Source organism: Mucilaginibacter defluvii, from assembly GCF_039543225.1.
In the GTDB taxonomy this organism is placed as follows: Bacteria; Bacteroidota; Bacteroidia; order Sphingobacteriales; family Sphingobacteriaceae; genus Mucilaginibacter; species Mucilaginibacter defluvii.
The window spans coordinates 774959-798702 of sequence record NZ_BAABJI010000004.1; the positions used below are offsets into that span (position 1 = coordinate 774959).

Sequence of the window (23744 nt, forward strand, 5' to 3'; positions counted from 1 at the left end):
CAATGAAGAAACTATTTTTATCCATAAGCCTGTTAGCGGTAATAACCGCCGCGAATGCGCAAAGTTTCAAAGCGCAGATTGCAGCCCACCGGAAAAAATATAAGGACGATTTTTTGGCCGAGCAGCGATCGCCGTTAAAAGCGGAAGATTTACACAACCTGCGCTTTTTTGAAGCAGACAGCACCTATAGCATTGTTGCCAAGGTTGAGCTTTTGCACAATCAGCCGGTAATTAAGCTGACCACTTTTAACGGTGACAGCCAGGAGTATGTGCCTTTTGCCAGGCTGACTTTTACGCTGAAAGGCAAGCCATTGCAATTGACTTTGTTTAAAAGCCCTTCGCTCACAGCCATACCGCAGTACAAGGATCATCTTTTTCTGCCTTTTACCGATCAAACCAATGGCGCAGAATCTTACCCCGGCGGGCGTTATATTGATATTAATGCCAACGATATAAAAGATGATGGTTTAGCTATTGACTTTAATAAAGCTTACAATCCATACTGTGCTTACAGCGATGGCTATCGCTGCCCGGTGCCTCCTATTGAAAATAAACTGGCCGTACGAGTTGGGGCCGGCGAAAAGGCGTTTGCCGGCGAAAAGAAACACCGATAATCAGAACAAGCGCAATTGATCGGTATGCTGATCAGTTTTGCGCTGCGGCTCCCCAAAATTGGAAAGGGAAATACCCAGCAGGCGCACCTTCATATCATCAGTAGCTGCTATGGCCAGCAATTGCTTAGCGATTTGCGCGATCTCGGCGGCGCTGCTAACCGGCGTACTAACGGATTGGTTGCGCGTGATCTGCCTGAAATCGTGATATTTTACCTTGAGCGTTACCGTGCGGCCTTTCAATCCATATCGTTCCAGGCGGGTGGCTACGGTTTCGGCAATGCGGTCAAGCTCGGGGTTCATTTCATCCAGTTGGGTGAGGTCATAAGCAAAGGTATCTTCCGCGCCAACTGATTTTGTTTCTCGATGCGGTTGTACCGCCCGGTTATCGATACCGCGTACTATCTGGTAATAAAATCGCCCGGCCTTACCAAAGGCTTTGGTCATTTCATCTTCGGTAAGCCGTTTCAGGTCGGCGCCGGTATGAAGGCCCATGTTCTTCATTTTGGCGGCGGTAACCTTGCCCACGCCAAAAAACTTCTCTACCGGCAGCTTTTCCATAAAAGCCGCTATTTGCGAGGGGCCGATAAAGGTGAGCCCGTCAGGTTTGTTCATGTCCGAAGCTATTTTGGCCACGAACTTATTGATGGACACCCCTGCCGAAGCTGTCAATTGCAGTTCGGTTTTAATGGCATCCTTTATCTGTTTGGCTATCTCAATGGCCGAGCCTACTTCCAGCTTATCGGTGGTTACATCCAGGTAGGCTTCATCCAGCGAGAGCGGCTCGATCAGATCAGTATACCTGCGGAATATCTCCCTTATCTTTTGTGACACCTCTTTATAGGCCGCAAACCTTGGCCTCACAAAAACGGCATGCGGGCAAAGTTGCAATGCCTGTTTTGAGGGCATGGCCGACCGCACCCCAAACTTACGCGCCTCATAACTGGCTGTGGCTACTACACCGCCCCGCCCTTCGGGCAGGCCGCCAACTACCAATGCCTTGCCACGGTACTCCGGGTTATCCCGCTGCTCAACCGACGCGTAAAAGGCATCCATATCAATATGGATTATCTTTCGGCGTATGTTTTGAGCGTCATCAGCCATCATAAATTATTAGGCTTTTTCTTCCCAAATGGCGCAGAGGTGCAAAATGGTATCAACCGCCTTTTGCATATCCTGTACCGATACCCACTCCTGTTTGCTATGAAAAGCATGCTCGCCCGCGAAAATATTAGGGCAAGGCAAACCCATGAACGATAGGCGCGAACCATCCGTACCGCCACGTATACTGCAAAGTTTGGCATCCATACCCGCACGGCGGATGGCCTCCATCCCGTATTTTGTTATTTCGGGATGCTGATCCAGTACCACCTTCATGTTTCGGTATTGTTCGGCTATTTTGAGTGAGTAGGAGGATGCCGGGTGTTTTTCCAAAACCCGATCGGCAATGCGCTTTAATGTTTCGGCATGGGCATGCAGCTTTTCCTCATCAAAATCGCGCAGTATAAATTCAATGGTGGCGGTTTCCACATGTCCTTGTATGCCTACGGGATGAATAAAACCTTCCATTCCTTCGGTTCCTTCCGGCGAAAGCTCAATAGGCAGGGCGGCAATAATTTCACCGGCTATTTTAATGGCGCTTTCCATTTTACCTTTGGCAAAACCGGGGTGTGCGCTCACACCGTTGATGGTCAGCTTAGCGCCGTCGGCAGAAAAAGTTTCATTCTCCAGGTTGCCCGCGCTTTCACCATCCATAGTATAGGCGGCATAAGCGCCTACCTTTTCAATGTTCACTTTATCTACACCGCGACCAATTTCTTCGTCGGGTGTAAACAGTATTTTAATGGTACCGTGCTTAATCTGCGGATTATGCATCAATTGGAAGCAGGCATCCATTATCTCGGCTACACCAGCCTTGTTATCAGCACCCAGTAGCGTATTGCCGCTGGCGGTTATAATATCGTTACCCAATTGGTTTTTCAGGTCAGGATGATCGGCCATACGGATCACCTGCGTATCATCATCAGGCAATATAATGTCCGCACCGGTATAATTCTGATGTACTATCGGTTTTACATCCGTTCCGCTGCAATCAGGCGCTGTATCCATGTGCGAACAGAAGCAGATCACCGGCACATCCTTATCCGTATTAGCCGGGATGGTGGCGTATACGTACCCATGCTCATCTATATGCGCATCGGTTAGGCCAATTTCAAGCAGCTCGGCAACCAGTAACCGGCCCAGATCTTTTTGTTTTTCCGTTGATGGGCAGGTAGGCGATTCAGGGTCCGATTGGGTATCAATAGTAACGTAACGCAAAAAGCGCTCGGTTACAGTATATGTTAGGGCTGACAGATTCATAGTTTACAATAATAATTATCAGTTTAACAAATGAAACCTAAAAAGGTATTTTTGACAATCAGCATAAATACCTTTTACCATGAATATTGAAGAACTGCGCGACTATTGCCTTGCCAAACCCGCTGCCGACGAAAGTTTCCCCTTTGGCGATGATACACTGGTATTTAAGGTTGGTGGCAAAATATTCCTGCTTGCCGGGCTTGACGGTAACCGCTTTAACGCCAAGTGCGACCCTGAGCTAGCTGTTGAACTGCGCGAACAGCACCCCGAAGTGCAGCCCGGTTTTCACATGAACAAAAAACACTGGAACACCGTGCAGATGGATGGCAGCCTCACCATAAAACAACTGCACCAGATGATTGACCACTCGTATGAGCTGATACTAAAAAGCCTGCCGAAAAAACAGCAGGCCGAAATAGTTTCTGAAAAATAAAGTCGATATCAATATTAATCGTCCATTTTTGGGATGCGGGTTGGCGTATCCTTACCGGCAACAATACTGCGCGAGCTCAGGGCTATGGCACGTATGGTTGAGGTAATGTTGCTTACATCCAGCGAACTGAATTCGTCCTTCACCGTGTGATATAATTTGTCAATATCAATCTGATCGGTTGAGATGGTGTGCGCCGGTACGCCGTGCCTTGCCAGGGTAGCGTTATCGCTGCGGTAAAACAGTTGCTGCTCCGGGTATGGATCAGGATGGAACTTAAAAGCGGTACCCTTCAGGTTCTTCTGCAGGATGGTGCCAAAATCCGACCGCTCGTAACCGGTTATAAATGCCGAGTTGGTACCGAATTTTGATGCCTTGCCAATCATCTCGATGTTGAACATGGCCACTGTTTTGTCCGGGTCAACCTTGTTTGAAAAATATTGCGAGCCATAACCGCCAATCTCCTCAGCGGTAAAGGCTACAAAGATTAGGGTGCGGGCGTTGTTGTTCAGCTTTTTATAATAATTAGCTAACGCGATAACCGCCGTTGTGCCCGATGCGTCATCATCAGCACCATTAGCAATGCTGTCCTTATCAGTTGGTTTGATGATGCCCAGGTGATCGTAATGGCCGGAGAAAACCACGTATTCGTCAGGTTTGGTTTTACCCTTGATCATACCAGCTACATTGAATAACGGCGCTTCCTCATTTTTTACCTGGTAATTTATTTCGTAGTTAGATGGATTATCAAACTTACCCAATACAAAAACTAACGACTGGGCGCTGTCAACCTTCATGCTTACATTGCCGCCTATAGTGCGGTTGCGTAAACGGCCAAATATGTCGGCAAATGATGGGTCGACTAAAATCAGCATGTTTTTGCCTGATGACAGGTACTTGCGGTACTCGGTACGAAAATCCTGACCGGCGGCTAACGTGGCTACTTCGGCGCCACTGGCGGCGGTCCATTTAAACGATGCGCCTGCCATAGCGAAGGCGTTTTCGGTAAGTACCGGTTTGCCATTGATGCTTGCCTGTATGCTTACCGGGGTAGAGCGTATTACGCTGAACGACTGGCGGAAATCCTTTTCGCCGGTAAGCGGGGTAAGGCCTGCTTTTTTAAACTCGCCCTCAATAAATTTGGCCGCCTTGTCAATACCCGGCGTAAAGCTGCCGCGGCCCTGCATATCGTCTGCCGAGAGCGTTTTGATAATCTTGCCCACATCTTCCTGAACGATCAGTTTGTTCACATCCTGTGCGTAGGCTCCCGCCGTTGCACTGAGCAGCAATCCCGCCGCTAAAAATCTTTTTATCATGGTGTTATTTTACTTTTGATTGTAGCCAGTTATTTCTGAATGTTTCCTGCTCCTTGCTCAATGTTTTCCCCGCTTTTTCAAAGCTGATCACATCGTAATATGGGCTTGCCTCAAGCATTACGTTTGCGTTGTGCTCGCCGTTGCGGTTACGGTATTTTACGGCCAGCTTATCGCCCGGTTTTTTTGAACCGACGATGCCTTCAATATCCTTAGTAGTTTTTACTGTTTGCCCGTCAATAGTGAGTATCACATCACCGGCATCAAGCCCCGCCTTGTACCATGGCGTGTTTTGTACGGTTGGTATGGCAATCAGCACACCTTCCCCGGAATACGAGGCATGTGCCTGCCCTGATTTTACCCGTCCGCCTCCGGTTGATAGCGCTCCAGCCCATGCTTTTTCGGCACTTGCTTTACGTACTAAAAAGCCGGCGTTGGCTAATAAAGCCTCATAATCGTTTTTCTCAATGCCATAAATGTATTGCCTGAAAAAGTCGGACGCGAAGGCCGGTTCCTTAGTAAACTGCGCCAGCGCTAATTGTAGCATAGGTACGGTATATGGCTTTTCTGTTTTGCCAAACTTTTTCCAAACAAAGCGCATGTAGTCATCCAGCGTTAGGTTAAACTCGGCACGCAAGCGCAGGTCAAGCGCCAGGGCGGTAGCGCCGCCATATACATAATATGAGGTAAAGATGTTCGAGTTATTATTCATGTCGATTGACACACCCGCATCGGCAAACACCGCATAGCGGCTCATTTGTACAGGTGGATATTTTTTAGCGCCGGGTGTATTCAACACCGAGTTTACCAGTCCATCCAACACTTGTGCGTAATCATCAACAGTGTAAAAACCTGCTCTTTTCAGCAGCATTTCGCCGTAGTATTGGGTAAATCCCTCAGCAAACCATAATTCGCTGCTTTGGTTGGCGTGCGTAAAATCAAACGGTTCTAATGATTTCGGGCGGATGCGCTCCACATTCCAGCTGTGAAAATACTCATGTGAGAAAGTGCCTAGTACCAGTACCTCGTTGCCCTCTATCTTATCAATCGGGTCGGTAATAATGGTAGAGTTGCGGTGCTCCATGCCATCTCCGTTAACGGTGGAGTGTACGTTGTTGATAAAGGTGTATTCGCCATAATCGTAATCGGGCAGTTCGCCAAATACGGCTTGCTCCTCAAGCACAACCTTTTGCACCATTTGCGCAAAGGAGTTGACAAATTGCTGGCTATCGTCAGAATATACATTCAGGTTGATTTTTTGCCTTTTACCGGTTGGGTTGGTAACCTCCCAGCTTGCCTGTTTATAGCCGGATAGTTCAGTGGGGCTATCCATCATGTACTGTAAATTCGGCGCAGTGTAAGTGGCGTTGCCCTCGTATTTTAGTTGTGATGATACTTTCCACTGGTGCTTATCCAGGTCAATGAACTGGATTTTTACCGGTCGTCGGTCAAAACCAACGGCCCACATAAACGAGGCGGGCATATTCAGGTGTGCCTGTCCCGCATCAATACCGGCATAGGTGCCATCAACCCAGTTGCCAAACAGCGTATAGCTAATGTTTACTACAGATTGATGTGAGGGAATCTCATAAACATCGCCCTCAATTTGTTTGATGGGTAGTTCGGAACCTTTATTGGTATAAGCTTTTACGTTATATATGTTTTTGCCGAACTCGTGCGTGGCATACCTGCCCGGCGACGAGCGGCTCATGCGCACACGCAACGGGCCTTGCGGTACGGCGGTAAGCGTCATTACAATTTCGGCCTCGTGGTGTACCGCGTTTGGGAACGATACCGTGTAATAAACAGGGCTGCTGCTGTAAACCGGGCGCGAGCGGTGGCGCTTACGCTGACCAAACGTTGCAGATACGGCCAGGCATACAACCGCGGTAAGTAACAATTTTTTCATGAAGTGCAGTTAAATAAAGGCCGAAAAATACGAGTTTCTGGCTTAAAAGCACGTAAATTATTGACTACCTATATGGTAGGCAGCCCTAGCTGCCTGTTAATCATAACTATGGCGGCTAAGGTCGTATTCAGATTGGCCGGTGATAATGCGCTTTCGCTTATCAATATCCGCTTCAAGGTGATGATCGTATACATTGTCGGTAACGGCCATGTCGCGTTCCTTATCCCGTTCGGCCAAGTGAATATTGGCTTCAGCGAGTTTACTAACAGCCACATCATAAGGCCCTTTGGGCGACATCAGCTTAACAAATACGGGCAAGCACTCAAAAAGAATGAACAGGTAGCCGATAAAGGATATAGCCAGGTAAGTGTCCAGGTCGCGCTCGCCTTTGTCGTTATATGATAGTTGCCCCAGTGCCCAGTTACGGTCGGAGAAACCGGCCACGTTCGCCAGGCTGTCCAGTTGCTTATCCGAAAATAGTTTGGTGCTGTTTAACCCTTCGTAGTTCTTCCGCGCGCTCAGGTACAGCTCCATGTTGGCCATATCGCCGGTAACGGTTTTCAGCCTGTCCTGCTTCTCTTTAAGCACGGCTTCCTTTTGTTTGGCGTAGGTGCCATAGCCGGTTATGCCCGATGTTTGGTTGGTTTTATCGCCAAAAACCTCCTGGTTAAGTTGAAAGCGGGAGCGGTTGATATCTTTCTCTAATGAGTCTTTCTCTTTTTTCAGCTCTGAATTTTTGGCAAGTTCCATCGCGTATTTGCCTTGATAGGTTTTTTGCAGCGTATCAATTTTGCGTTGCTGCCCTTTCAGGTAGGACGTTTTGAGCTTGCCGCGGATCTCCTTATCAAATATCTTCAATTCTAACGGGCGGGATATAACTATGCCTATCATTATAGCCAGTAAAATACGTGGCGACGCCTGCAATATCTGCTGGTTGGTAGTGCCCTCTTTGTTAATACTTGATACAATGTATCGGTCCATATTAAAAATGGCGGTACCCCACAGCAGACCAAACAATATGGCAAAGCCAACGGCAAAGGCGCTGCCGCTAAACACAAAGTACATGGCATAACCACCGGACAGGGCGGCGAACAGCGCGGTGAAAAATATGGTTGCCCCAATACCCACATATTTATTATGCTCAATAGGGTATTTTTTAAGCGTATCAATATGCGCTCCTGAACAGAACCAAAAGAAGCGGGTAATTTTTTTCATCAATATGTTGTCTACGTAAACTTTATATAAAACGCCCGGGGTTTGCTATTGTTACAGTTAAGGGTAAAACATTTATGCAACTGCGGTAATTATTAACCATGGGCATAAACCATCAGATGCGTTTAAGCATCAATGGTTTAGCGAAGTTATTAGTTATAATGACAGTATAATGTAAAGAATTGCAGGCGCATCCGCGTACCGGAGATTGCCGTTTACAGAAAAATCATACATTTGAAAACATATTTTAAATACCATGAACGAGATAACCGTACAGGAGCTGAAAGAGAAAATTGACCGTGGCGAGGATTTTCAATTGATTGACGTAAGGGAGGATTTTGAGTATCAAACTTCTAACATCGGCGGTCAACATATTCCGCTGGGCGGCATTTTAATTGAGACTGATAAATTATATACAGATAAACCGGTTGTGGTGATGTGCCGCAGCGGTAAACGCAGCGCGGCGGCCATTATGCAGTTGGAGCAGCAGGGCTTTACCAATTTATACAATCTTAAAGGCGGTATACTGGCATGGCAGGCCGAAATTGATCCAAGCATACAGGTATACTAATTATGGGTAAAAAGGTAGCACTTAACGTGCTGTACAACGTAGGCATTATAGTATGCCTGTTTATTGCTTACGAGGGTTTTTTACAAAGGCACTGGAGCTGGCTGTTAGGGGCTGTATTTGTAGCCGTGATGCTGATTATTTTAAAGATTCGCCTGATAAAAGAGGTGCGCCAGTTTACTAAAAAGCGTTAGTATTCATTAAGCCCCAGGCCGGGTTGGTTGCTTAATTGCCAACGGCCATTTGCAAAGCCGGGTATTATATAGGGGTTATTGGTGGTCAGCAACGGTCCGTCCAGATCTGCCCAATCGCATTGGGGGGCAAGTGCGGCGGCGGCTAAAGTGGCGCAGCTTGTTTCGCTCATACTGCCTATTAAAACTTTAAGCCCGAGCGATCGGGCTTTTTTTATGATCTGCAAGCCCTCATATATCCCGGCCGATTTCATCAGTTTAATATTAATGCCATGATAAACGCCCGCAGCCAGACCCACATCGGGCAGGCGCTGCACGGCCTCATCGCCAATAACGGGTATCGGGCTATTTTCAGTGAGCCAGGCGTTGCCGTCTACGTCCAGCTTGCTCATAGGTTGCTCAATCAGTTGCACGCCCTGCTCATGCAGCCAAAGTACTATATCTAAAGCTTCTTGCTTGTCTGTCCAGCCCTGGTTGGCATCGGCATATAAAGGCAGGTTGCTTACCGAGCGGATGGTTTCTATCAGCTCCTTATCGTTCTCCCGCCCAAGTTTTACTTTCAACACTTTAACATCAGGCGCGGCAAGCACTTTTTGGCGAACCATATCGGGCGTATCAATGCCGATGGTGTAACTGGTAGGCGGCATTAACGCCGCATCACTGCCAAGCAACTGCCAGCAAGGCGTTTGGCGCAGCTTGCCATCCAAATCGTGCAGGGCAATATCAATGGCCGCTTTAATAGCCGGGTTGCCGGGCGCTATTTCATCCAGGTAATTGATTATCGCCCCAAAATCAAACGGATAACTAAAACGGCTTACATCAACCTTATTTAAAAACGCGGCGGCTGTTTCATGGCTCTCGCCCATGTACGGCACCATGGATGCTTCGCCGTAGCCAACATGACCTTCGTGTGCAATTTCAACCAGCATTACAGGCGTAGCCGTGCGTGTAAATTTAGCAATGGTAAAGGGGTGCTTTAATTGCAGGTGGTATGGGCGGTAAGTCAGTTGCATGTTATAAAATCAAAGCTAAAGTTTTGCAATCAAAAACGTGCTTATCTTTGCCGCCATGCCGCAACAACTTTATAACCCGTTCAGCAATTTTAACTTTAGCAATCGCAATTGTTTTTTAACCGGCGAGGCGTTAAGCACTTCCGAAGAAAAGATACAGGTTTTCCCGCAATGGCTGATGAGCGCTTTCCAGCTTGAAGACAAGCCCTTTAAACTGCTTGATGAAAGCATGGCCACCTATAAGGATTTAAAGTTGCCTTGCTCGGCTGCCGTGAATGAGCAATACCTGGAACCGCTTGAGCGTGAAATTGCCGCAGCCTTTGAGCAAGGTTACGAAGGGGTTAGCCGCTTGGATGATGTAAAGCTTTTTCAATGGGCGGGTAAGCTGTTGTATGGTATTGTATTTAACGAGATACAGGGAGGCATCAGGCAGCAACATGCGCAGGGCGAGGAGTTCAACATGTCGCACGCCATTATACACCGGTTTACACAATTGCACTTAATGCTGCAAAGCATCAATTTACCGCTGGAGTTCGACGAGTTTAAGCCATTTAGCCTGGTGCTGTTCCGCGTGAATAATGCCGATGATGTTTTTGGCTATCGCGATGAGATCAATACGCTTACCTTTTCGTTGCGCATAAAGGATTTTGGCATTATTATTTGCCTGCAGGACAACGGCACCAACGCCAATTACCATAAAGAGGTGCTGGATAAGATAGCCGGCCAGCCGCTGCATCCTATACAGTTTGAAGAATTGAACGCGCGCTTTTTTTACTCGGCCTACTTATTTAACCGTTTACCCGAGTACAATATTTTGCCAGTTAATGATACCATTTATCTGGAAGCCATGCCCCTGCGCGGTATGAGCAGCAAGCCATTATTTGACCATTGGGTAACCAAAACCTACGGACAAGTGCTGGAAAACTTTTGGAAAAACTGGGGCTTTCTGTTATTCGAAATCATCAAAAATCCTGAGGAGCCCATGAGCTTTTTGTTTGATGCCGAAGGTAACTTTAAACCGGCAGATACTATACAGCTACCGGCTTAAACAACAATGCCAAATGCATTCAGGAAAATTTTAATAACCTGCGGAAAAACCATTATAGTAAGCAGTATGCCGCTTAACGCGCCGTAAAAGTGAGCGTCGTGGTTAATGCCATCCTGCGCATAACGTGATGAGTAAGTGCAGTATATGAGGTAAAGGAAGCCGAAAATGTATGCAGGTATGTATATCGGGATCAGTAATAAGCCCATCCCGGCTTTGGGATAAAATAAGATATAGCTGAACACAACCGCGCTGATGGCTCCGGATGCGCCTAAACTGTAATACCACTGATTATGTCGGTGCTTGGCTACTGTCGGCAAATCGCTCAATATCATGCTCACCAGGTATATCAGCCCGAATTGCCAGTGGCCTACCGTAGCCTCTAAGGTAAAGGCAAAAAAATAAAACGACAGCATGTTGAAAAACAAGTGCCCCCAATCCTTGTGGATCAACCCGCTGGTAATCAGGGTGTACATGTATTGCCCTCTCGAAACGCTGTAGGGGTGTAGCGTGAACTTGCGGTATATGGTTTCGTTTGAGAAGGCGTAAAGCGAAGTTACTATCGTGATTAAAAATATCATGCTGGCTACCGGGGCCATTTCTATATATTCCATGGTTTAAAACAAATATTAATAGTGGCAGTTAAGCTGCACAAGAACGAAGATATGTTTTTAATACTACTTTTGCCCACATGCCCCAGCCAAAAGCCATAATTGTAGGTGCCGGTATCGCCGGTATAGCCACCGCTATTCGTTTGGCTGTAAAGGGCTTCAAGGTATCAGTATATGAGGCGAACGCTTACCCTGGTGGTAAGCTCTCGGAATTTGAGCAGCAGGGTTACCGCTTTGACGCAGGGCCAAGCCTGTTTACCATGCCGCAATATGTTGATGAGCTTTTTGTATTGGCCGGTAAAGACCCGCGCCGGTATTTTAATTGTCAGCAGCTCGATACCGTTTGTAATTATTTTTATGAGGATGGTACCCGCTTATCGGCCTATGCTGATAGCGAAAAACTGGTAGAAGAACTATCGGCAAAAACCAATGAAGATCGAGAGAACATTAGGAAGTATGCTGCTAACAGCCGGCTGATTTATGATATTACCAATCATGTTTTTTTAGAGCGATCATTACACCGGTTAAGCACTTATTTACGCTGGCCTACCATAAAATCTATTTTTCGCCTGCCGGGTATTGATGCCATGCGGAGTATGCACAAGGCCAATACTTCCTTTTTTAAAGATAAACGGCTGGTTCAGTTTTACGACAGGTACGCCACTTACAACGGTTCAAACCCCTATAGGGCACCCGCCACGCTGAATGTTATCCCGTATTTTGAACAGCACTTCGGCGCTTACTTTCCGGATGGGGGCATGTACAGCATCACATCATCCCTGGTTAAACTGGCGGAGGAATTGGCGGTAAGTTTTTATTATAACAGCCCGGTTGAGCAAATTGTGGTTGAGGGCAGCAAAGCAACCGGTGTAAAGGTGAAGGGAGATTTGGTTGAAGCAGAAATGGTCATATCCAACATGGATGTATGGTTCACCTACAAAAAACTGCTCGGTCATTTACCCGGCATCCACCCCAAAAAAATATTGCAGCAGGAGCGGAGCAGCTCGGCACTGATATTTTACTGGGGCATCAGCAAGCAATTTACCCAGCTCGATCTTCACAATATATTTTTTAGCGCCGATTACGAGGCGGAGTTCAACAGTATCTGGAAGGATCAAACCATCGGGCACGACCCGACAGTCTATCTCAATATCAGCTCAAAACTAAAAGCTGATGATGCGCCCAAAGGACATGAAAACTGGTTTGTGATGATCAACGTACCCGCCAACAAAGGCCAGGACTGGGACGCGCTGATTGACCTTGCGCGTACGAATATCATCAATAAGCTAAGCCGTTTGTTAGGTGAGGATATAACCCCGCTTATCCAGAGTGAAAGTATACTTGACCCACGCAGTATAGAAAGCCGTACTTCATCGTACCAAGGCTCTTTATATGGTACCAGCTCCAATAACCAATTTGCGGCCTTTCTAAGACATGCCAACCGTTCGTCCAAAATTAAAAACCTGTACTTCTGCGGCGGCAGCGTACACCCGGGTGGCGGTATACCCTTGTGCCTGCTGTCGGCAAAAATTGTGGGCAATCTTACCCCAGCTATCTCTTAATTAAAAGAATTTTCTTCTATCCTGTATTTCTTAATCAAGATTAAGATTTTGCCGCCCATTGCGATGCACCTTTGTGTTGTAAACGCCGGCAAAAAAACATTTAATCACATTTTAAAAAATTAAGAAATATCATGGAAACCAGGATCAAAATACACGAAATATTACCCGACGCTTTTAAAGCGATGTATGGCCTTGAAGCTTACGTACAAAAAAGCGGTTTAGAAAAAAAGCTTCATGAACTGATAAAAATCCGTGCCTCACAAATAAACGGCTGTGCCTACTGTTTGGATATGCATACCAAGGATGCCCGCAAGGCCGGTGAGAGCGAACAGCGCATTTATGTGCTCCCCGGATGGCGCGAGACTGACTTTTTTACGGACGAAGAGCAAGCAGTGCTGGCTTTAACCGAGGAGATAACCAACATACAGGGGCATGTTAAGGATGCTACTTACCGGCAAGCAGTAAATGTGTTAGGAGAAGAGAAAACCGGACAGGTGATTGTGGCTGCTGTAACCATTAACGCCTGGAACCGGATAGCCATCACTACCCACCTTATGCCTGAAAGGGCCTAATTATGATTGTAGTTGTTAAAAACAAAAGGCCTCGAACCGAGGCCTTTTGTTTATTAGGTTATTTTTTCCAGACGTTATTATCGGGGTTAAAATCAGGCATTGATTTTTCAGGATCATAAGTAACCTGAACCACTTCTTCAGTTGATGGGTGTTTGTAAACAAATGATACGTTACGCTCCCAAATTTCAACCGGCAGCCTTACCATTTCGGTTTTACCGCTTTTGTATTTTATTTCCAATGGAACCGGCATTGCCATTTTTTCCATATTGGTGATCGTGATATATACACCTTTAGATGGATCAACGTCGACATTTTTTACGCTGTTAACCGCAACGTCAAGTCGCCAATTGTTAATAAACCAGCCGCGCCAAAACCATTGCAGGCTCTCGCCGCCAACGTTTTCCATCGTGCGGAAGAAATCATCAGGCGTAGGATGTTTAAATGCCCAACGCTCAACGTAGGTACGGAAAGCCAGGTCGAAACGCTCTTTACCTAAAACCTGCTCGCGCAGCATGGTAAGGCCAAAGCCCGGTTTAAAGTAAAGTAGCATACCAATGTTCTTTTCCTTCATATTGGCAGGTGCGCTCAATACGGTTTCCAGGTCGGGCTTGGTAGCGAATTCGCCAACGCGCTGCATATCCATCGGGCGTTTGTTGGCGTACTCGCCATTGTTGAAGTCCTCAGTGGTGAGGGTGTTGATAAAGGTGTTGAAGCCTTCGTCCATCCAGCCGTAAACGCGTTCGTTTGAGCCTACGATCATCGGGAACCAGGTATGGCCAAATTCGTGATCGTTAACACCCCAAAGGCTGCCTTTTTTAGCTTTGTATCCGCAGAAAACGATACCGGGATATTCCATACCGCCTACAATACCGGCAACAGTAGTTGCGGCAGGGTAAGGGTACTCATACCATTTTTTTGAGTTGTATTCAACTGATTTTTTAACGTATTCAGTTGAGCGGCCCCAGGCGTCATTACCGTCGCTCTCTTCAGGGTAAGCTGATATAGCGATAGATTTTTTACCGCTTGGCAAATTCATTTTAGCTGCATCGATAATGAAAGATGCAGATGAAGCCCATGAGGCATCGCGGGCGTTTTTAATACGGAATTTCCAGGTCAGCTCGGTTTTGCCTGCAGGGCGCGATGCGGGGTTTGTAACCTCTTTAGCCGAACGGATAATTACCGTTTGATCGCTTTGTGCAGCTTGTGCCCAGCGTTTTTGTTGCTCCGCAGTATAAACCTCTGCAGGGTTTAGCAACTCGCCTGATGCTACCACAATGTGGTTTGCCGGAGCGGTAATGCTCAGGTCAAAATCACCATATTCCAGGTAAAACTCAGCCGGGCCTGTATAAGGCAGTACATTCCAGCCCATTACATCATCAAACACGCAAACGCGCGGATACCATTGTGCAACGGTAAATACTTTACCGTTTTTGGTGTTCAGGATGCCGGTACGGTCTGAACCATAGTCAGGGCTGATGTATGAAAATTCAATACGTAGTTTTATTTGTCCGCCTTCGGCAGCTACATCTTTAGGCAAAAATACCTGCATGCGGGTATCGTTAATGATGTATTTCAGCTCGGTTTCACTGCCAACCAGTTTAACTGATTTTATTTTGTGGCCGGCATCAAACACCTGTCCGCGGCCGCCGTTGCGGCTACCGGTAGGCGGTACAATTGCTGATCCGCGCGAATCCTGCTTAAAAAGGTTCTGATCCAAGTGCATCCATATAAAGCCCAGTTTTTGCGGACTATTATTGGTATAAGTAAGTACCTCGGTACCCGTAATTTCGTTGGTTTTGTCGTTCAGCTTTGCGGTTAGCTGGTAGTCGGCGCGGTTTTGCCAGTATTTAGGGCCAGGCTCGCCGGTGGCGGCACGGTATTCGTTGCCGTTTTTGGTGTAAAAGTTAGGGCCAAAAGCATCATGATAATCATATTTTGATCCGGATGCGTCCTGAGCCTGCGCCAAACCGGAGTTGGCGACAGCCATAACAGCCAGCAAAGCGCCGGCTACGTACTTAAAGGTCATGTTAATCAGTTTTATAATATTTATAGCAAGTATACCATAAATACCTGTAATTGAAGCATCGGGTAAAGCTATTGTTACCGTTATTAAATCATGATTAACAGAAAAAGGCAGCCTGCGGGCTGCCTTGAATTATTTATTAAAATGTTCTTTGTAAACGTCTTCGTTGAAACCGAAGTACAGGTAATCACCATCCTCAATAACGGGGCGCTTTATCATGCTGGTTTTCTCCTGTAAAAGCTTCAGCGCGTCGGCATTGGTTTTTACGCTTTCTTTAATTTGTGGGCTGAGCTGTTTCCAGGTAAGGCCCTGTTTGTTTAAAAACTTTTCATAACCGGCTTTTTGGTCCCACTCGTTAAGTTTTTCATTGCTGATGCCAAGTTTCTTAAAATCATGAAACTCGTAATCAACCTTATTTTCTTTCAGCCAGTCGAGCGCTTTTTTTACCGTGTTGCAGTTAGTTATTCCGTAAACTTTCATGGCAGTAAAATTAGCCATTTCCGCCGCCACTTTTACCACCGCTCTTGTCATCGTTATTGATGCCGCGCTGATTCTTTTTGATCTCGCCGCTTAGCTTGCCAAATTTATAGCTTACGCGTATGGCAAAGTGGCGGTATATCTGGTTGTAAGTGGAGTTTTGTATAAAATCGGGCGTAATGGTGGTTGAGGTATTTTTCCAAAAACGGCCGTAAGGGTTATTTGCCACCAAAGATATACTGGCATTCTTATCCCAAAATTCTTTGCTCACTACATATGAGTTATACATGAAGAACCTTGATTTGCCCTGCAATGTTACCGAGCCGCTGAAATAACCGGCATTAAGGCCAATGCGGTAACCTTTATCAAACTTATAGCCAATGTTGGCAAAGGCGTTGCCGATATAGCCCGCGTTGTTGTAAAGCTGCCCGTTATAAGTGCCTTCCAGCCAAATGCGTGATACCTGTCCATTCAGGCTTAGCGATAGCTTTTTAGTGATATCGTAATTGGTGTTAACATTCAGCCCCAGCGTTCTGTTGCTGCCAATGTTCTCAAAATTGGTTGTAGTGATCTTTTGGTTTTGATTATTGATCACCGTATCTCTGAAACTGGTAACACTTTGTATGGAGTTGTTTGAGAACGCGTAACTTAAACCAATGTTGATCGATCCTTTTGAAAAATTGCTGTAAGTCAGTTCAAAGGTGTTATTCAATTCCGGCTTCAGGTTGGGGTTACCCGAGCTGATAAATAGCGGGTTTGAGCGATCAACAAACGGGTTAAGCTGATAAATACCGGGCCTGCGTATCCGTTGGGTAAAGCCCAGGTTAAAGCTGCTGCTTTTAAGCTTGCGCTGAACTGATATTGAGGGGATCAGGTTGTTGTAGTTAGTGTTTAATTCCGGTTGTCCGGCAGCGAATGTGGCATTTATGGTGGTGTATTCCAATCGTAAACCCGCTTTGGCCGACCATTTTTCGCCCTTCAACTGGTATGAATTGTAGGCGCTGTAAACGTTTTGCTGGTAGTCAAATATGTTTGATTGCGAATTGTTACGGTCATAAACGCCCGGGCTGATCAATGTGTCGGTAGCAAAGTCGCTGTAGTTGTTGCGGAGTATGCCTTTGGCGCCTGCTTCAATATTGATCTTTTTTAACGGGTGTACATAATCCAGTTGAACCGTGTGTTCTTTTATCCCCTGATCGTTACGTTGCAAAAAGTCGGCCTGGCGATAATTAAGCGTTTCGCTAAACGTATTTTCAGTAGTTTGATCGTTAGGTGAGTAGCTGTATTTGTAGGATAAGGTAAGTAATTGTTCCTTGCTCTTTTTAAAGCCTAACTGATAGTTCAAAGCTGCATCAACTCCGGTGTAGTGGCTTAAGCTATTGCTTAATTGCCGGTAACGTTGCGTAACCACATCAGTGCCATCAAATAGCTGCGAGAACTGGTTGTTTGATTGGTTATTCTTTTCCTTATACATTTCAAATGATCCGGTAAGCAGGTTAAGCGTATCAATCTCAAAGCTTAATTCGCCGTTGGCATACATGTAATTGCCATCAAACCGGTTAACACCATTTTGCAGCAGCAGGGAGTTGTCGGCAATACGGCGCTGGCTATTGTCGGATGTGTTTTCATTCTCCGGCTGGCGACCTGCACCCACGTATCCGGCAAAACCAAATCTGCCTTTTTTTACGGTGCCGTTCAGGTTAATACCTTGTCCCCACACCGTATTATGACGCGCGTTGATACCAATATTGTAACCTTCGTCGGCATTGGTTTTAGTGATGATGTTGATGATACCCGCCAATCCTTCTGCATCATACTTGGCCGGCGGCGTAGTAATTACCTCTATTTTGAGGATGTTGGTGGCAGGCATGGCTTTTAAAACATCAGATGGGTTTTTGGCCATCAGCGCCGACTCCTTACCGTTAACCAGTATTTTATAAGCGCCGCTGCCCTTCAGCTTTATCGCGTCAGAAGCATCTACACTCAGTAGGGGCACTTTGCGCATCATATCCAGCGCAGTGTAAGCTTTGCTTTCCGGGTCAGCTTGTACATCATAGCTCAGGCGGTCAACCTCTTGTTTCATCACCGGTTTAACGGCACTGATCTGCACTTCGCCCAGTTGTTTTGACGATGCCGAGAATATGATGTGGCCCAAATCTATGACCGTTTTATTTTCGAGCGTTATTACTTTATTGGAGTAACCAACAAAGGCAAGCACCAACTGATATTGCTTACCGGCCGGCGCGCTCAGGGTAAAGCTGCCATCACCTTTTGAGAGGGCGCTTTTTACGGGCGATTTGGTAGCTGCATCCTGCAAGGCAACGGTAACAAAGTCGAGCGGTTTATTGGTAGCGGAGTCGATAACGATTCCTTTTACGGAAATATTACCCGCCGGTGCCTGTGCAAAAAGGCATACGGATAGTATACAGCATAAAACTGTGAGTAAAGTGGCTTTCATTTTAGGTTTCTGTGTGTGGTGTGCAGGTGTATGTTCGGGCGCAAGTTACCCAGGCCAAATTACATCAAGCGGCTGTTTAACAATATTTAACTGGCTATTATAAAAAATTTAACATTTGCTACTTATTGTACCGGGTCATGGTGAGCTCGGTACCAATGGTGGCAAAACTTTTAATCATGTCAATCGAGCGATCAACAAGGGTAGGTAATTCAGGTATTTCGTCCGCATCAAAACTGCTCAGCACATAATCAACCTGTTGCCCTTTGGGGAAGTTATCACTTATCCCGAAGCGCAAGCGCGCGTAATTATTATGGCCAAGCGTGGCTTCAATATGGCGTAAACCGTTATGCCCCGCCGCGCTGCCTTTGGGCTTTAAACGTAAAGTACCAAGGGGTAAGGCAAGGTCATCAACAATAACCAATACGTTCTCTAAAGGTATCTTCAATTCGTTTATCCAGTAGCTAAGCGCTTTCCCGCTCAAATTCATATAGGTAGTGGGTTTTATTAAATGCAGCTTGCGGCCTTTAAAGGATGTTTCGGCATGGTAAGCATGGCGTCCCATGCTAAACCTTACTCCATCCTGGCGGGCCAGCTCATCAAGCACCATAAAACCTATGTTATGTCGTGTGTCGGCATACTCAGGGCCTATGTTACCCAACCCAACTATCAAATACTTCATTTACGAGAAAGAGACGGTTAATTTTTATAAACGTTACAGTAAGCTGCCTTTTTTATTGAAACAACTTCGTGACAAAGATAGGGTTTTGCTTACCATCACCCGCAAACCAGGGCAGGTAATATTTATGATGCAAAATGTTAAAATGTGTTAATGACAATTAAATATTTGAAATAAAAGCATTTACTTGCCGTTGAAATCGCAACTTTAAACGCACGCTTGTCACAATTTAATGAAACCAACCTTTTTATCACTTTTTTGCTGTTTGCTGTTTTTTACGGCATCAGCACAAAACAAAGCTACCTTAAAAGGTACTGTAATTGATTCGGCCAGTAACCAGCCGCTCGAACATGCCACCGTTACCGTTATTGATGTTAAAGATTCGTCAATGGTTGCCTATACCCTTAGCCGGGCCAATGGCGGGTTTGAGCTGTCGGGACTGCCGCTTAATCATGATATTAAGCTGCTTGTAACCTTCGTTACCTATAAATCGTACCGTAAAAATTTTAATTTTAAAATGGCCGATGTTACTGACGTCGGTAACATCATTATGGCAGGTAGTATGATGGCTGAGGTGGTAATTAAGGGCGAGCGGGTACCTATCGTAATGAAAAAGGACACCATTGAATTTAATGCCGAAGCCTTTAAAACCCGCCCGAACGCCATGCTTGAGGAGCTGCTGAAAAAGATACCAGGTATGCAGGTTAATCGCGACGGATCATTCACCGTAAATGGTAAAACCGTTAGCAAGCTGCTGATAGACGGTAAAGAGTTTTTTGGCAATGATCCAAAGATTGCTACCAAGAACCTCGATGCGGCTATTGTAGATAAGATACAGGTGTATGATGACCGGGAGAATGACCCTGACCACCTGGTAAGCGCGGTAAACGTAAATAAAATAGTAAACATTAAGCTTAAGCGGGCCATTAAGCGCAGCATATTCGGCAAAGTATATGGCGGCGGTGGTAACCGAGACAGGTATGAAACCGGTGGATTGTTCAACATGTTCAGGGATACCCTGCAGCTTAGCGTAATCGCCATGAGTAACAACCTTAATAAAACCGGTTTTAGCAGTCAGGACTTATACAGTAACGGCGGTTTTAACAGAAGCGGCAGCGATGCTTTGTGGAATGGCTCGGTACAGCTTGGCGGGCGTGGCTGGGGCGGTATCGAAAAAGTGACCTCAAGCGGCTTTAACCTGAATACGGATTACGGCAAAAAGCTAAAGCTTAACTTAATGTATTTTTATAATGAAACCCGTAATATCAATGAAAGTAGTAATTCTATAAAGCAGTTTTTAAGAGATACTACACTCTTTAGCCGTAATGCCGACAAGTCGGGCAGCAGGAGTTTTGCACATAGCATAAGTGGTTTGGTTGATTGGAAGCCTGATAGTTTAAACAGCCTCACGTACAGGCCCAATGTGTCATTTAATAATAACAATAGCGATAGCAGATCATCCGGTAACAGCTTTAATAGTTTTGATGCGCGGGTTAGCGAGAGTGAGGGTAACAGTACTAATAGTAACAATTCATCAACCTTTGGGCATAGCCTTGTGTATAACAAGCGAGGTAAAACGCGCCGCGAAGAATCATTCACGCTGACGCATAACCTGAGCTTTAACCCCAGCAATGCCGATGGCTTTAGTAAAAACCGAACGGTAAGTTATTCTACAGCGTTACCATCATACCGGTTAGATAGATATAGTACGAGTGATAATAAAAACAGCTCGGGCAGCCTGTCCTTGAGTTACCGTTATCCCTTTTCGAAAAAGCTGGTGGTTGATATAGTAACTTCGGCTGATTACAACAACTTTGACCAAAATCAATTTGTGTACGATCGTGATACCATCACAAATCGTTATAGTGTTTTGTTGCCCGATCAAAGTGCAGACCTTAACCGGCGTAACTGGACTAAAAATGTTAAACCCGGCATCACCTGGCGTCCATTTAAAAAGGTTTCGATAATAGCGGGGCTAACCAGCCAGTGGCAAAACGTTACCGATGTTTTTGATGTGGGGACGGTAAAAAGATCATACAACTTTTTACTGCCTACCTTGAGGTTGGAATTATTTGATGGTATCTCTATATCAGTGGATAGGAGTTATAATCTTCCGTCTATTTCTGACCTGAGACCGGTTACTATAGTTTATAGCCCGCAAGCATCATTTATTGGTAATCCTGATCTGAAGCCTTCGCCAAGTACGCGTTTTAATCTTAATTACTACAACTACAATTTTGAGAAGGGTATAAATATGTATGCATATTTTAACTACGCCATCACACAAAATACAGTAATACAAAAAACCACCATTACCGCTGAGGGCATACAAACCAGTATGCCAGTGAACGCCGGCCAAAGCGTTGATTTGTACGGCTCATATTCCTTTGGTAAGGAGTTTAAAAAAAGTAAAATATGGCGATTTGGCTTGCGTAGCAGCTTGGGGCCGTACTACCGCGAACGGATAAATTTGATAAACGGCGATGCCGGTAAAGAGCGTAACTGGACGGCAACACTTACGCAGGGCGGAGAAGTATCATGGAATGAAAAGATAGAGTTAAACACCAACTTCACCTATTTCCGTAACTGGACGCGATATGATTACAGCAGCGGCCAGAACCAAAACCTGATGGGCTTTACCATGCAAAACAATATTAACGTACGCTGGCCTAAAAGGGTAGTTTGGGAGGGTAAGCAGGAGTTTGTTTATAACTCACAAATTGCTGATGGTTTTCGCAAAAGCAATAATATCCTGAGTGCGTCAGTCGCGGTGCAGATGTTTAAAAAGGAGCAGGGTGAGATCAAACTGGCGGTTTATGATATCCTCGATCAAAACATTAATATTTACCGGTATACCAGCACCAACGCGCTTATTGACGGGCAAAATAATACGCTTAAGCGCTATTTTCTACTTACATATACTTATAAATTCAACGTGCTGCAAACTAAGTAGCAAAAAAGCAGGGTGCAAAAAAAGCGGTAAGGACTATCCTTACCGCTTTTTTATTCATACAGATATTGCTACCTGAGATTATTTGCCTTTTGCAGCTTCCTGCTCAGCCTGACGTAACGCACGTGAAGTAGTTACTGATACGATAGTATCTTCCTGGGCATTGGTGATTTGCAGGTTATCTAATTTAATATCGCGAACGCGAACTGATTTACCAACTTCAAGCTCCTCGATGCTAACTTCGATATTGTCAAGGTGATCTTTTGGTAAGCCTTTGATGCGCAGTTTACGTAATTTTTGTACCAGTTTACCACCCACTTTTACACCCGGAGAAGTACCGGTTAATTTTACAGGGATTTCGATAGCAATCGGCTTGTTCTCATCAAGCTGTAAAAAGTCAACGTGTAAAAGTTGTTCAGTTAACGGGTGAAACTGAATGTCTTTAATGATAGCCTGTGTTTTAGTACCGGCAATGTCAAGATCGATGAAGTGAACAACCGGCGTGTAAACAACGGCTTTCAAATCAGCTGCGGATACTGAGAAGTGAGTTTGAGTTTCACCTCCGTACAGAACTGCAGGCACCTGGCTTTGGTAGCGCAGCTCTTTAGCATCTCTTTTCCCTACGTTCTCTCTCAGAGAACCGCTAATAGCAAATGATTTCATTTTTTATTGTTATTTATTTAATTCATGGCGTACTGCCGCCACAAGTTCTTTATTAGTTATGGTTGATTACTAGTATCTATCAACCATAACTATATTCTTTTCTTAATCTACTTTAAACAGCTGGCTTATTGAGCCATGCTCGTTAACATTAGCAATTGCCTTGGCAAACAGCTCAGCGGTTGATAAAACCCTGATCTTATCGCTCTGGTGTTTTAACGGTATGGTATCAGTAACAATCAGCTCGGTTAAAGCCGAGTTTTCGATAGTTTCATACGCTTTGCCTGATAATACCGGATGCGTACAAACGGCTCTTACGCTACGTGCGCCACGCTCCATAATCAGTCCGGCCGCTTTTGACAGGGTGCCGGCCGTATCGCAAATATCATCAATCAACACAATGTCCTGGTCAACCACATCGCCAATCACCGTCATTGATTCAATCTCGTTCGCGCGTTTTCGGCGTTTATCGCAAATCACCACCTCCGCGTTAAAAAACTTGGCAAAGCTGCGTGCGCGGTATGAGCCGCCCATGTCCGGCGATGCAATGGTCAGGTTTTCAAGGCCGAGGCTTTTGATGTAAGGCACAAATATTACCGAGGCATCCAGGTGATCAACCGGGACATCAAAAAAGCCCTGTATCTGCGCTGCGTGCAAATCCATGGTCATGATACGGTTAATACCTGCTGCAACCAGCAGGTTGGCAACCAGCTTGGCACCAATGGCCACACGTGGTTTATCCTTACGGTCTTGCCGGGCTAATCCAAAATAAGGTATAACCGCCGTTACATAGTGTGCTGAAGCGCGGCGTGCTGCATCAATCAGCATTAGCAGTTCCATCAGGTTGTCCGTAGGTTGGTTGGTTGATTGTATTAAAAACACATCGCAACCGCGTACCGACTCATTGAAGTGGGGCTGAAATTCGCCATCGCTAAAGCGTGAAAGGACAACTTCACCAAGTTCACGGCCATAACTTGCCGATATATCAATGGCCAGCTGCCTCGAACCTATTCCGGAGAATAATTTAACAGGGTTGAACTGTAACGGCATTTTATTTGGATTTCAAACACCTGGCAGATCGTGATTACTGATCGTGCCGGCATCT

21 protein-coding genes are annotated in these 23744 nt (G+C 45.7%); 8 read left to right on the forward strand and 13 right to left on the reverse strand.

All coding sequences use genetic code 11. The annotated features are described in order from the left end of the window. Window positions 1–2 precede the first annotated feature (2 nt). Entirely contained in the window at window positions 3–614 is a 612-nt protein-coding gene (locus tag ABD960_RS20575; protein WP_345334328.1) for a DUF1684 domain-containing protein, read from the forward strand. Here ABD960_RS20575 and dinB read toward each other — a convergent pair whose 3' ends face one another. Further along, window positions 615–1715, reverse strand: a complete 1101-nt coding sequence (gene dinB / locus ABD960_RS20580; RefSeq protein ID WP_345334488.1) for a DNA polymerase IV — start codon at window positions 1713–1715, stop codon at window positions 615–617. A gap of 9 nt (window positions 1716–1724) precedes the next feature. Then, complete coding sequence (gene pepT / locus ABD960_RS20585; RefSeq protein WP_345334330.1) at window positions 1725–2972, reverse strand: peptidase T; 1248 nt, start codon at window positions 2970–2972, stop codon at window positions 1725–1727. Between the two features lie 79 nt (window positions 2973–3051). Between pepT and ABD960_RS20590 the strand changes: the two genes are divergently transcribed. Next, window positions 3052–3405: an MmcQ/YjbR family DNA-binding protein gene (locus tag ABD960_RS20590; RefSeq protein WP_345334332.1), complete on the forward strand. Its 354-nt coding sequence runs from the start codon at window positions 3052–3054 to the stop codon at window positions 3403–3405. Between the two features lie 14 nt (window positions 3406–3419). Here ABD960_RS20590 and ABD960_RS20595 read toward each other — a convergent pair whose 3' ends face one another. From ABD960_RS20595 to ABD960_RS20605, 3 genes are all read right to left on the reverse strand, one after another. Further along, entirely contained in the window at window positions 3420–4718 is a 1299-nt protein-coding gene (locus ABD960_RS20595) for a M20/M25/M40 family metallo-hydrolase (RefSeq protein ID WP_345334334.1), read from the reverse strand. A 4-nt stretch (window positions 4719–4722) separates the two neighbouring features. After that, window positions 4723–6624, reverse strand: coding sequence for a M61 family metallopeptidase (locus ABD960_RS20600; protein ID WP_345334336.1), 1902 nt, complete (start codon window positions 6622–6624; stop codon window positions 4723–4725). 96 nt (window positions 6625–6720) lie between these two features. After that, entirely contained in the window at window positions 6721–7839 is a 1119-nt protein-coding gene (locus tag ABD960_RS20605; protein ID WP_345334338.1) for a DUF4407 domain-containing protein, read from the reverse strand. A gap of 253 nt (window positions 7840–8092) precedes the next feature. Here ABD960_RS20605 and ABD960_RS20610 point away from each other — a divergent pair, with 253 nt between their 5' ends. Continuing rightward, entirely contained in the window at window positions 8093–8407 is a 315-nt protein-coding gene (locus ABD960_RS20610; RefSeq protein ID WP_345334340.1) for a rhodanese-like domain-containing protein, read from the forward strand. 2 nt (window positions 8408–8409) lie between these two features. Further along, on the forward strand, window positions 8410–8598 hold the full coding sequence (locus ABD960_RS20615) for a DUF6358 family protein (protein ID WP_345334342.1): 189 nt from the start codon (window positions 8410–8412) through the stop codon (window positions 8596–8598). On the opposite strand, the gene ABD960_RS20620 is transcribed toward ABD960_RS20615, so the two are convergent. Next, window positions 8595–9608: a dipeptide epimerase gene (locus ABD960_RS20620; protein ID WP_345334344.1), complete on the reverse strand. Its 1014-nt coding sequence runs from the start codon at window positions 9606–9608 to the stop codon at window positions 8595–8597. The two genes, ABD960_RS20615 and ABD960_RS20620, sit on opposite strands and share 4 nt — an antisense overlap. Before the next feature lie 55 nt (window positions 9609–9663). On the opposite strand from ABD960_RS20620, the gene ABD960_RS20625 reads away from it, so the two are divergent. Beyond that, on the forward strand, window positions 9664–10653 hold the full coding sequence (locus tag ABD960_RS20625; protein ID WP_345334346.1) for a hypothetical protein: 990 nt from the start codon (window positions 9664–9666) through the stop codon (window positions 10651–10653). Here ABD960_RS20625 and ABD960_RS20630 read toward each other — a convergent pair. Continuing rightward, window positions 10650–11264, reverse strand: coding sequence for a rhomboid family intramembrane serine protease (locus ABD960_RS20630; protein WP_345334348.1), 615 nt, complete (start codon window positions 11262–11264; stop codon window positions 10650–10652). The two genes, ABD960_RS20625 and ABD960_RS20630, sit on opposite strands and share 4 nt — an antisense overlap. Window positions 11265–11341: 77 nt before the next feature. Here ABD960_RS20630 and crtD point away from each other — a divergent pair, with 77 nt between their 5' ends. Together crtD and ABD960_RS20640 are read left to right on the forward strand one after the other, a co-directional pair. Further along, on the forward strand, window positions 11342–12823 hold the full coding sequence (gene crtD / locus ABD960_RS20635; protein WP_345334350.1) for a 1-hydroxycarotenoid 3,4-desaturase CrtD: 1482 nt from the start codon (window positions 11342–11344) through the stop codon (window positions 12821–12823). Window positions 12824–12954: 131 nt separating this feature from the next. Continuing rightward, window positions 12955–13395 (forward strand): carboxymuconolactone decarboxylase family protein, encoded by a 441-nt coding sequence (locus ABD960_RS20640; RefSeq protein WP_345334352.1) that lies wholly within the window; start codon window positions 12955–12957, stop codon window positions 13393–13395. Between the two features lie 58 nt (window positions 13396–13453). On the opposite strand, the gene ABD960_RS20645 is transcribed toward ABD960_RS20640, so the two are convergent. From ABD960_RS20645 to pth, 4 genes are all read right to left on the reverse strand, one after another. Further along, window positions 13454–15421, reverse strand: a complete 1968-nt coding sequence (locus tag ABD960_RS20645; protein WP_345334354.1) for a M1 family metallopeptidase — start codon at window positions 15419–15421, stop codon at window positions 13454–13456. Between the two features lie 129 nt (window positions 15422–15550). Further along, window positions 15551–15916 carry a Spx/MgsR family RNA polymerase-binding regulatory protein gene (locus tag ABD960_RS20650; protein WP_345334356.1) on the reverse strand — a complete coding sequence of 122 codons (366 nt, stop codon included), beginning with the start codon at window positions 15914–15916 and terminating at the stop codon, window positions 15551–15553. Continuing rightward, window positions 15909–18353 (reverse strand): TonB-dependent receptor domain-containing protein, encoded by a 2445-nt coding sequence (locus tag ABD960_RS20655; protein ID WP_345334358.1) that lies wholly within the window; start codon window positions 18351–18353, stop codon window positions 15909–15911. Before ABD960_RS20655 ends, ABD960_RS20650 begins: the two co-directional genes overlap by 8 nt. A 118-nt stretch (window positions 18354–18471) precedes the next feature. Beyond that, on the reverse strand, window positions 18472–19032 hold the full coding sequence (pth, locus tag ABD960_RS20660) for an aminoacyl-tRNA hydrolase (RefSeq protein ID WP_345334360.1): 561 nt from the start codon (window positions 19030–19032) through the stop codon (window positions 18472–18474). Window positions 19033–19261: 229 nt separating this feature from the next. Between pth and ABD960_RS20665 the strand changes: the two genes are divergently transcribed. Further along, complete coding sequence (locus ABD960_RS20665; RefSeq protein WP_345334362.1) at window positions 19262–21982, forward strand: outer membrane beta-barrel protein; 2721 nt, start codon at window positions 19262–19264, stop codon at window positions 21980–21982. Between the two features lie 78 nt (window positions 21983–22060). Here ABD960_RS20665 and ABD960_RS20670 read toward each other — a convergent pair whose 3' ends face one another. Together ABD960_RS20670 and ABD960_RS20675 are read right to left on the reverse strand one after the other, a co-directional pair. Next, a complete protein-coding gene (locus ABD960_RS20670; protein WP_345334363.1) occupies window positions 22061–22642 on the reverse strand; it encodes a 50S ribosomal protein L25/general stress protein Ctc in 582 nt (193 codons plus the stop codon). A 102-nt stretch (window positions 22643–22744) separates the two neighbouring features. Then, a complete protein-coding gene (locus tag ABD960_RS20675; protein ID WP_345334364.1) occupies window positions 22745–23689 on the reverse strand; it encodes a ribose-phosphate pyrophosphokinase in 945 nt (314 codons plus the stop codon). Window positions 23690–23744: the final 55 nt, after the last annotated feature.

Coding starts and splice junctions, on each gene's coding strand:
- dinB (WP_345334488.1), bottom strand. CDS start 1,715: ATGGCTGATGACGCTCAAAACATACGCCGAAAGATAATCCATATTGAT.
- ABD960_RS20625 (WP_345334346.1), top strand. CDS start 9,664: ATGCCGCAACAACTTTATAACCCGTTCAGCAATTTTAACTTTAGCAAT.
- ABD960_RS20665 (WP_345334362.1), top strand. CDS start 19,262: ATGAAACCAACCTTTTTATCACTTTTTTGCTGTTTGCTGTTTTTTACG.
- ABD960_RS20640 (WP_345334352.1), top strand. CDS start 12,955: ATGGAAACCAGGATCAAAATACACGAAATATTACCCGACGCTTTTAAA.
- ABD960_RS20600 (WP_345334336.1), bottom strand. CDS start 6,624: ATGAAAAAATTGTTACTTACCGCGGTTGTATGCCTGGCCGTATCTGCA.
- ABD960_RS20615 (WP_345334342.1), top strand. CDS start 8,410: ATGGGTAAAAAGGTAGCACTTAACGTGCTGTACAACGTAGGCATTATA.
- ABD960_RS20655 (WP_345334358.1), bottom strand. CDS start 18,353: ATGAAAGCCACTTTACTCACAGTTTTATGCTGTATACTATCCGTATGC.
- ABD960_RS20675 (WP_345334364.1), bottom strand. CDS start 23,689: ATGCCGTTACAGTTCAACCCTGTTAAATTATTCTCCGGAATAGGTTCG.
- ABD960_RS20620 (WP_345334344.1), bottom strand. CDS start 9,608: ATGCAACTGACTTACCGCCCATACCACCTGCAATTAAAGCACCCCTTT.
- ABD960_RS20575 (WP_345334328.1), top strand. CDS start 3: ATGAAGAAACTATTTTTATCCATAAGCCTGTTAGCGGTAATAACCGCC.
- ABD960_RS20645 (WP_345334354.1), bottom strand. CDS start 15,421: ATGACCTTTAAGTACGTAGCCGGCGCTTTGCTGGCTGTTATGGCTGTC.
- ABD960_RS20605 (WP_345334338.1), bottom strand. CDS start 7,839: ATGAAAAAAATTACCCGCTTCTTTTGGTTCTGTTCAGGAGCGCATATT.
- pepT (WP_345334330.1), bottom strand. CDS start 2,972: ATGAATCTGTCAGCCCTAACATATACTGTAACCGAGCGCTTTTTGCGT.
- ABD960_RS20590 (WP_345334332.1), top strand. CDS start 3,052: ATGAATATTGAAGAACTGCGCGACTATTGCCTTGCCAAACCCGCTGCC.
- ABD960_RS20650 (WP_345334356.1), bottom strand. CDS start 15,916: ATGGCTAATTTTACTGCCATGAAAGTTTACGGAATAACTAACTGCAAC.
- crtD (WP_345334350.1), top strand. CDS start 11,342: ATGCCCCAGCCAAAAGCCATAATTGTAGGTGCCGGTATCGCCGGTATA.
- ABD960_RS20595 (WP_345334334.1), bottom strand. CDS start 4,718: ATGATAAAAAGATTTTTAGCGGCGGGATTGCTGCTCAGTGCAACGGCG.
- ABD960_RS20670 (WP_345334363.1), bottom strand. CDS start 22,642: ATGAAATCATTTGCTATTAGCGGTTCTCTGAGAGAGAACGTAGGGAAA.
- ABD960_RS20610 (WP_345334340.1), top strand. CDS start 8,093: ATGAACGAGATAACCGTACAGGAGCTGAAAGAGAAAATTGACCGTGGC.
- ABD960_RS20630 (WP_345334348.1), bottom strand. CDS start 11,264: ATGGAATATATAGAAATGGCCCCGGTAGCCAGCATGATATTTTTAATC.
- pth (WP_345334360.1), bottom strand. CDS start 19,032: ATGAAGTATTTGATAGTTGGGTTGGGTAACATAGGCCCTGAGTATGCC.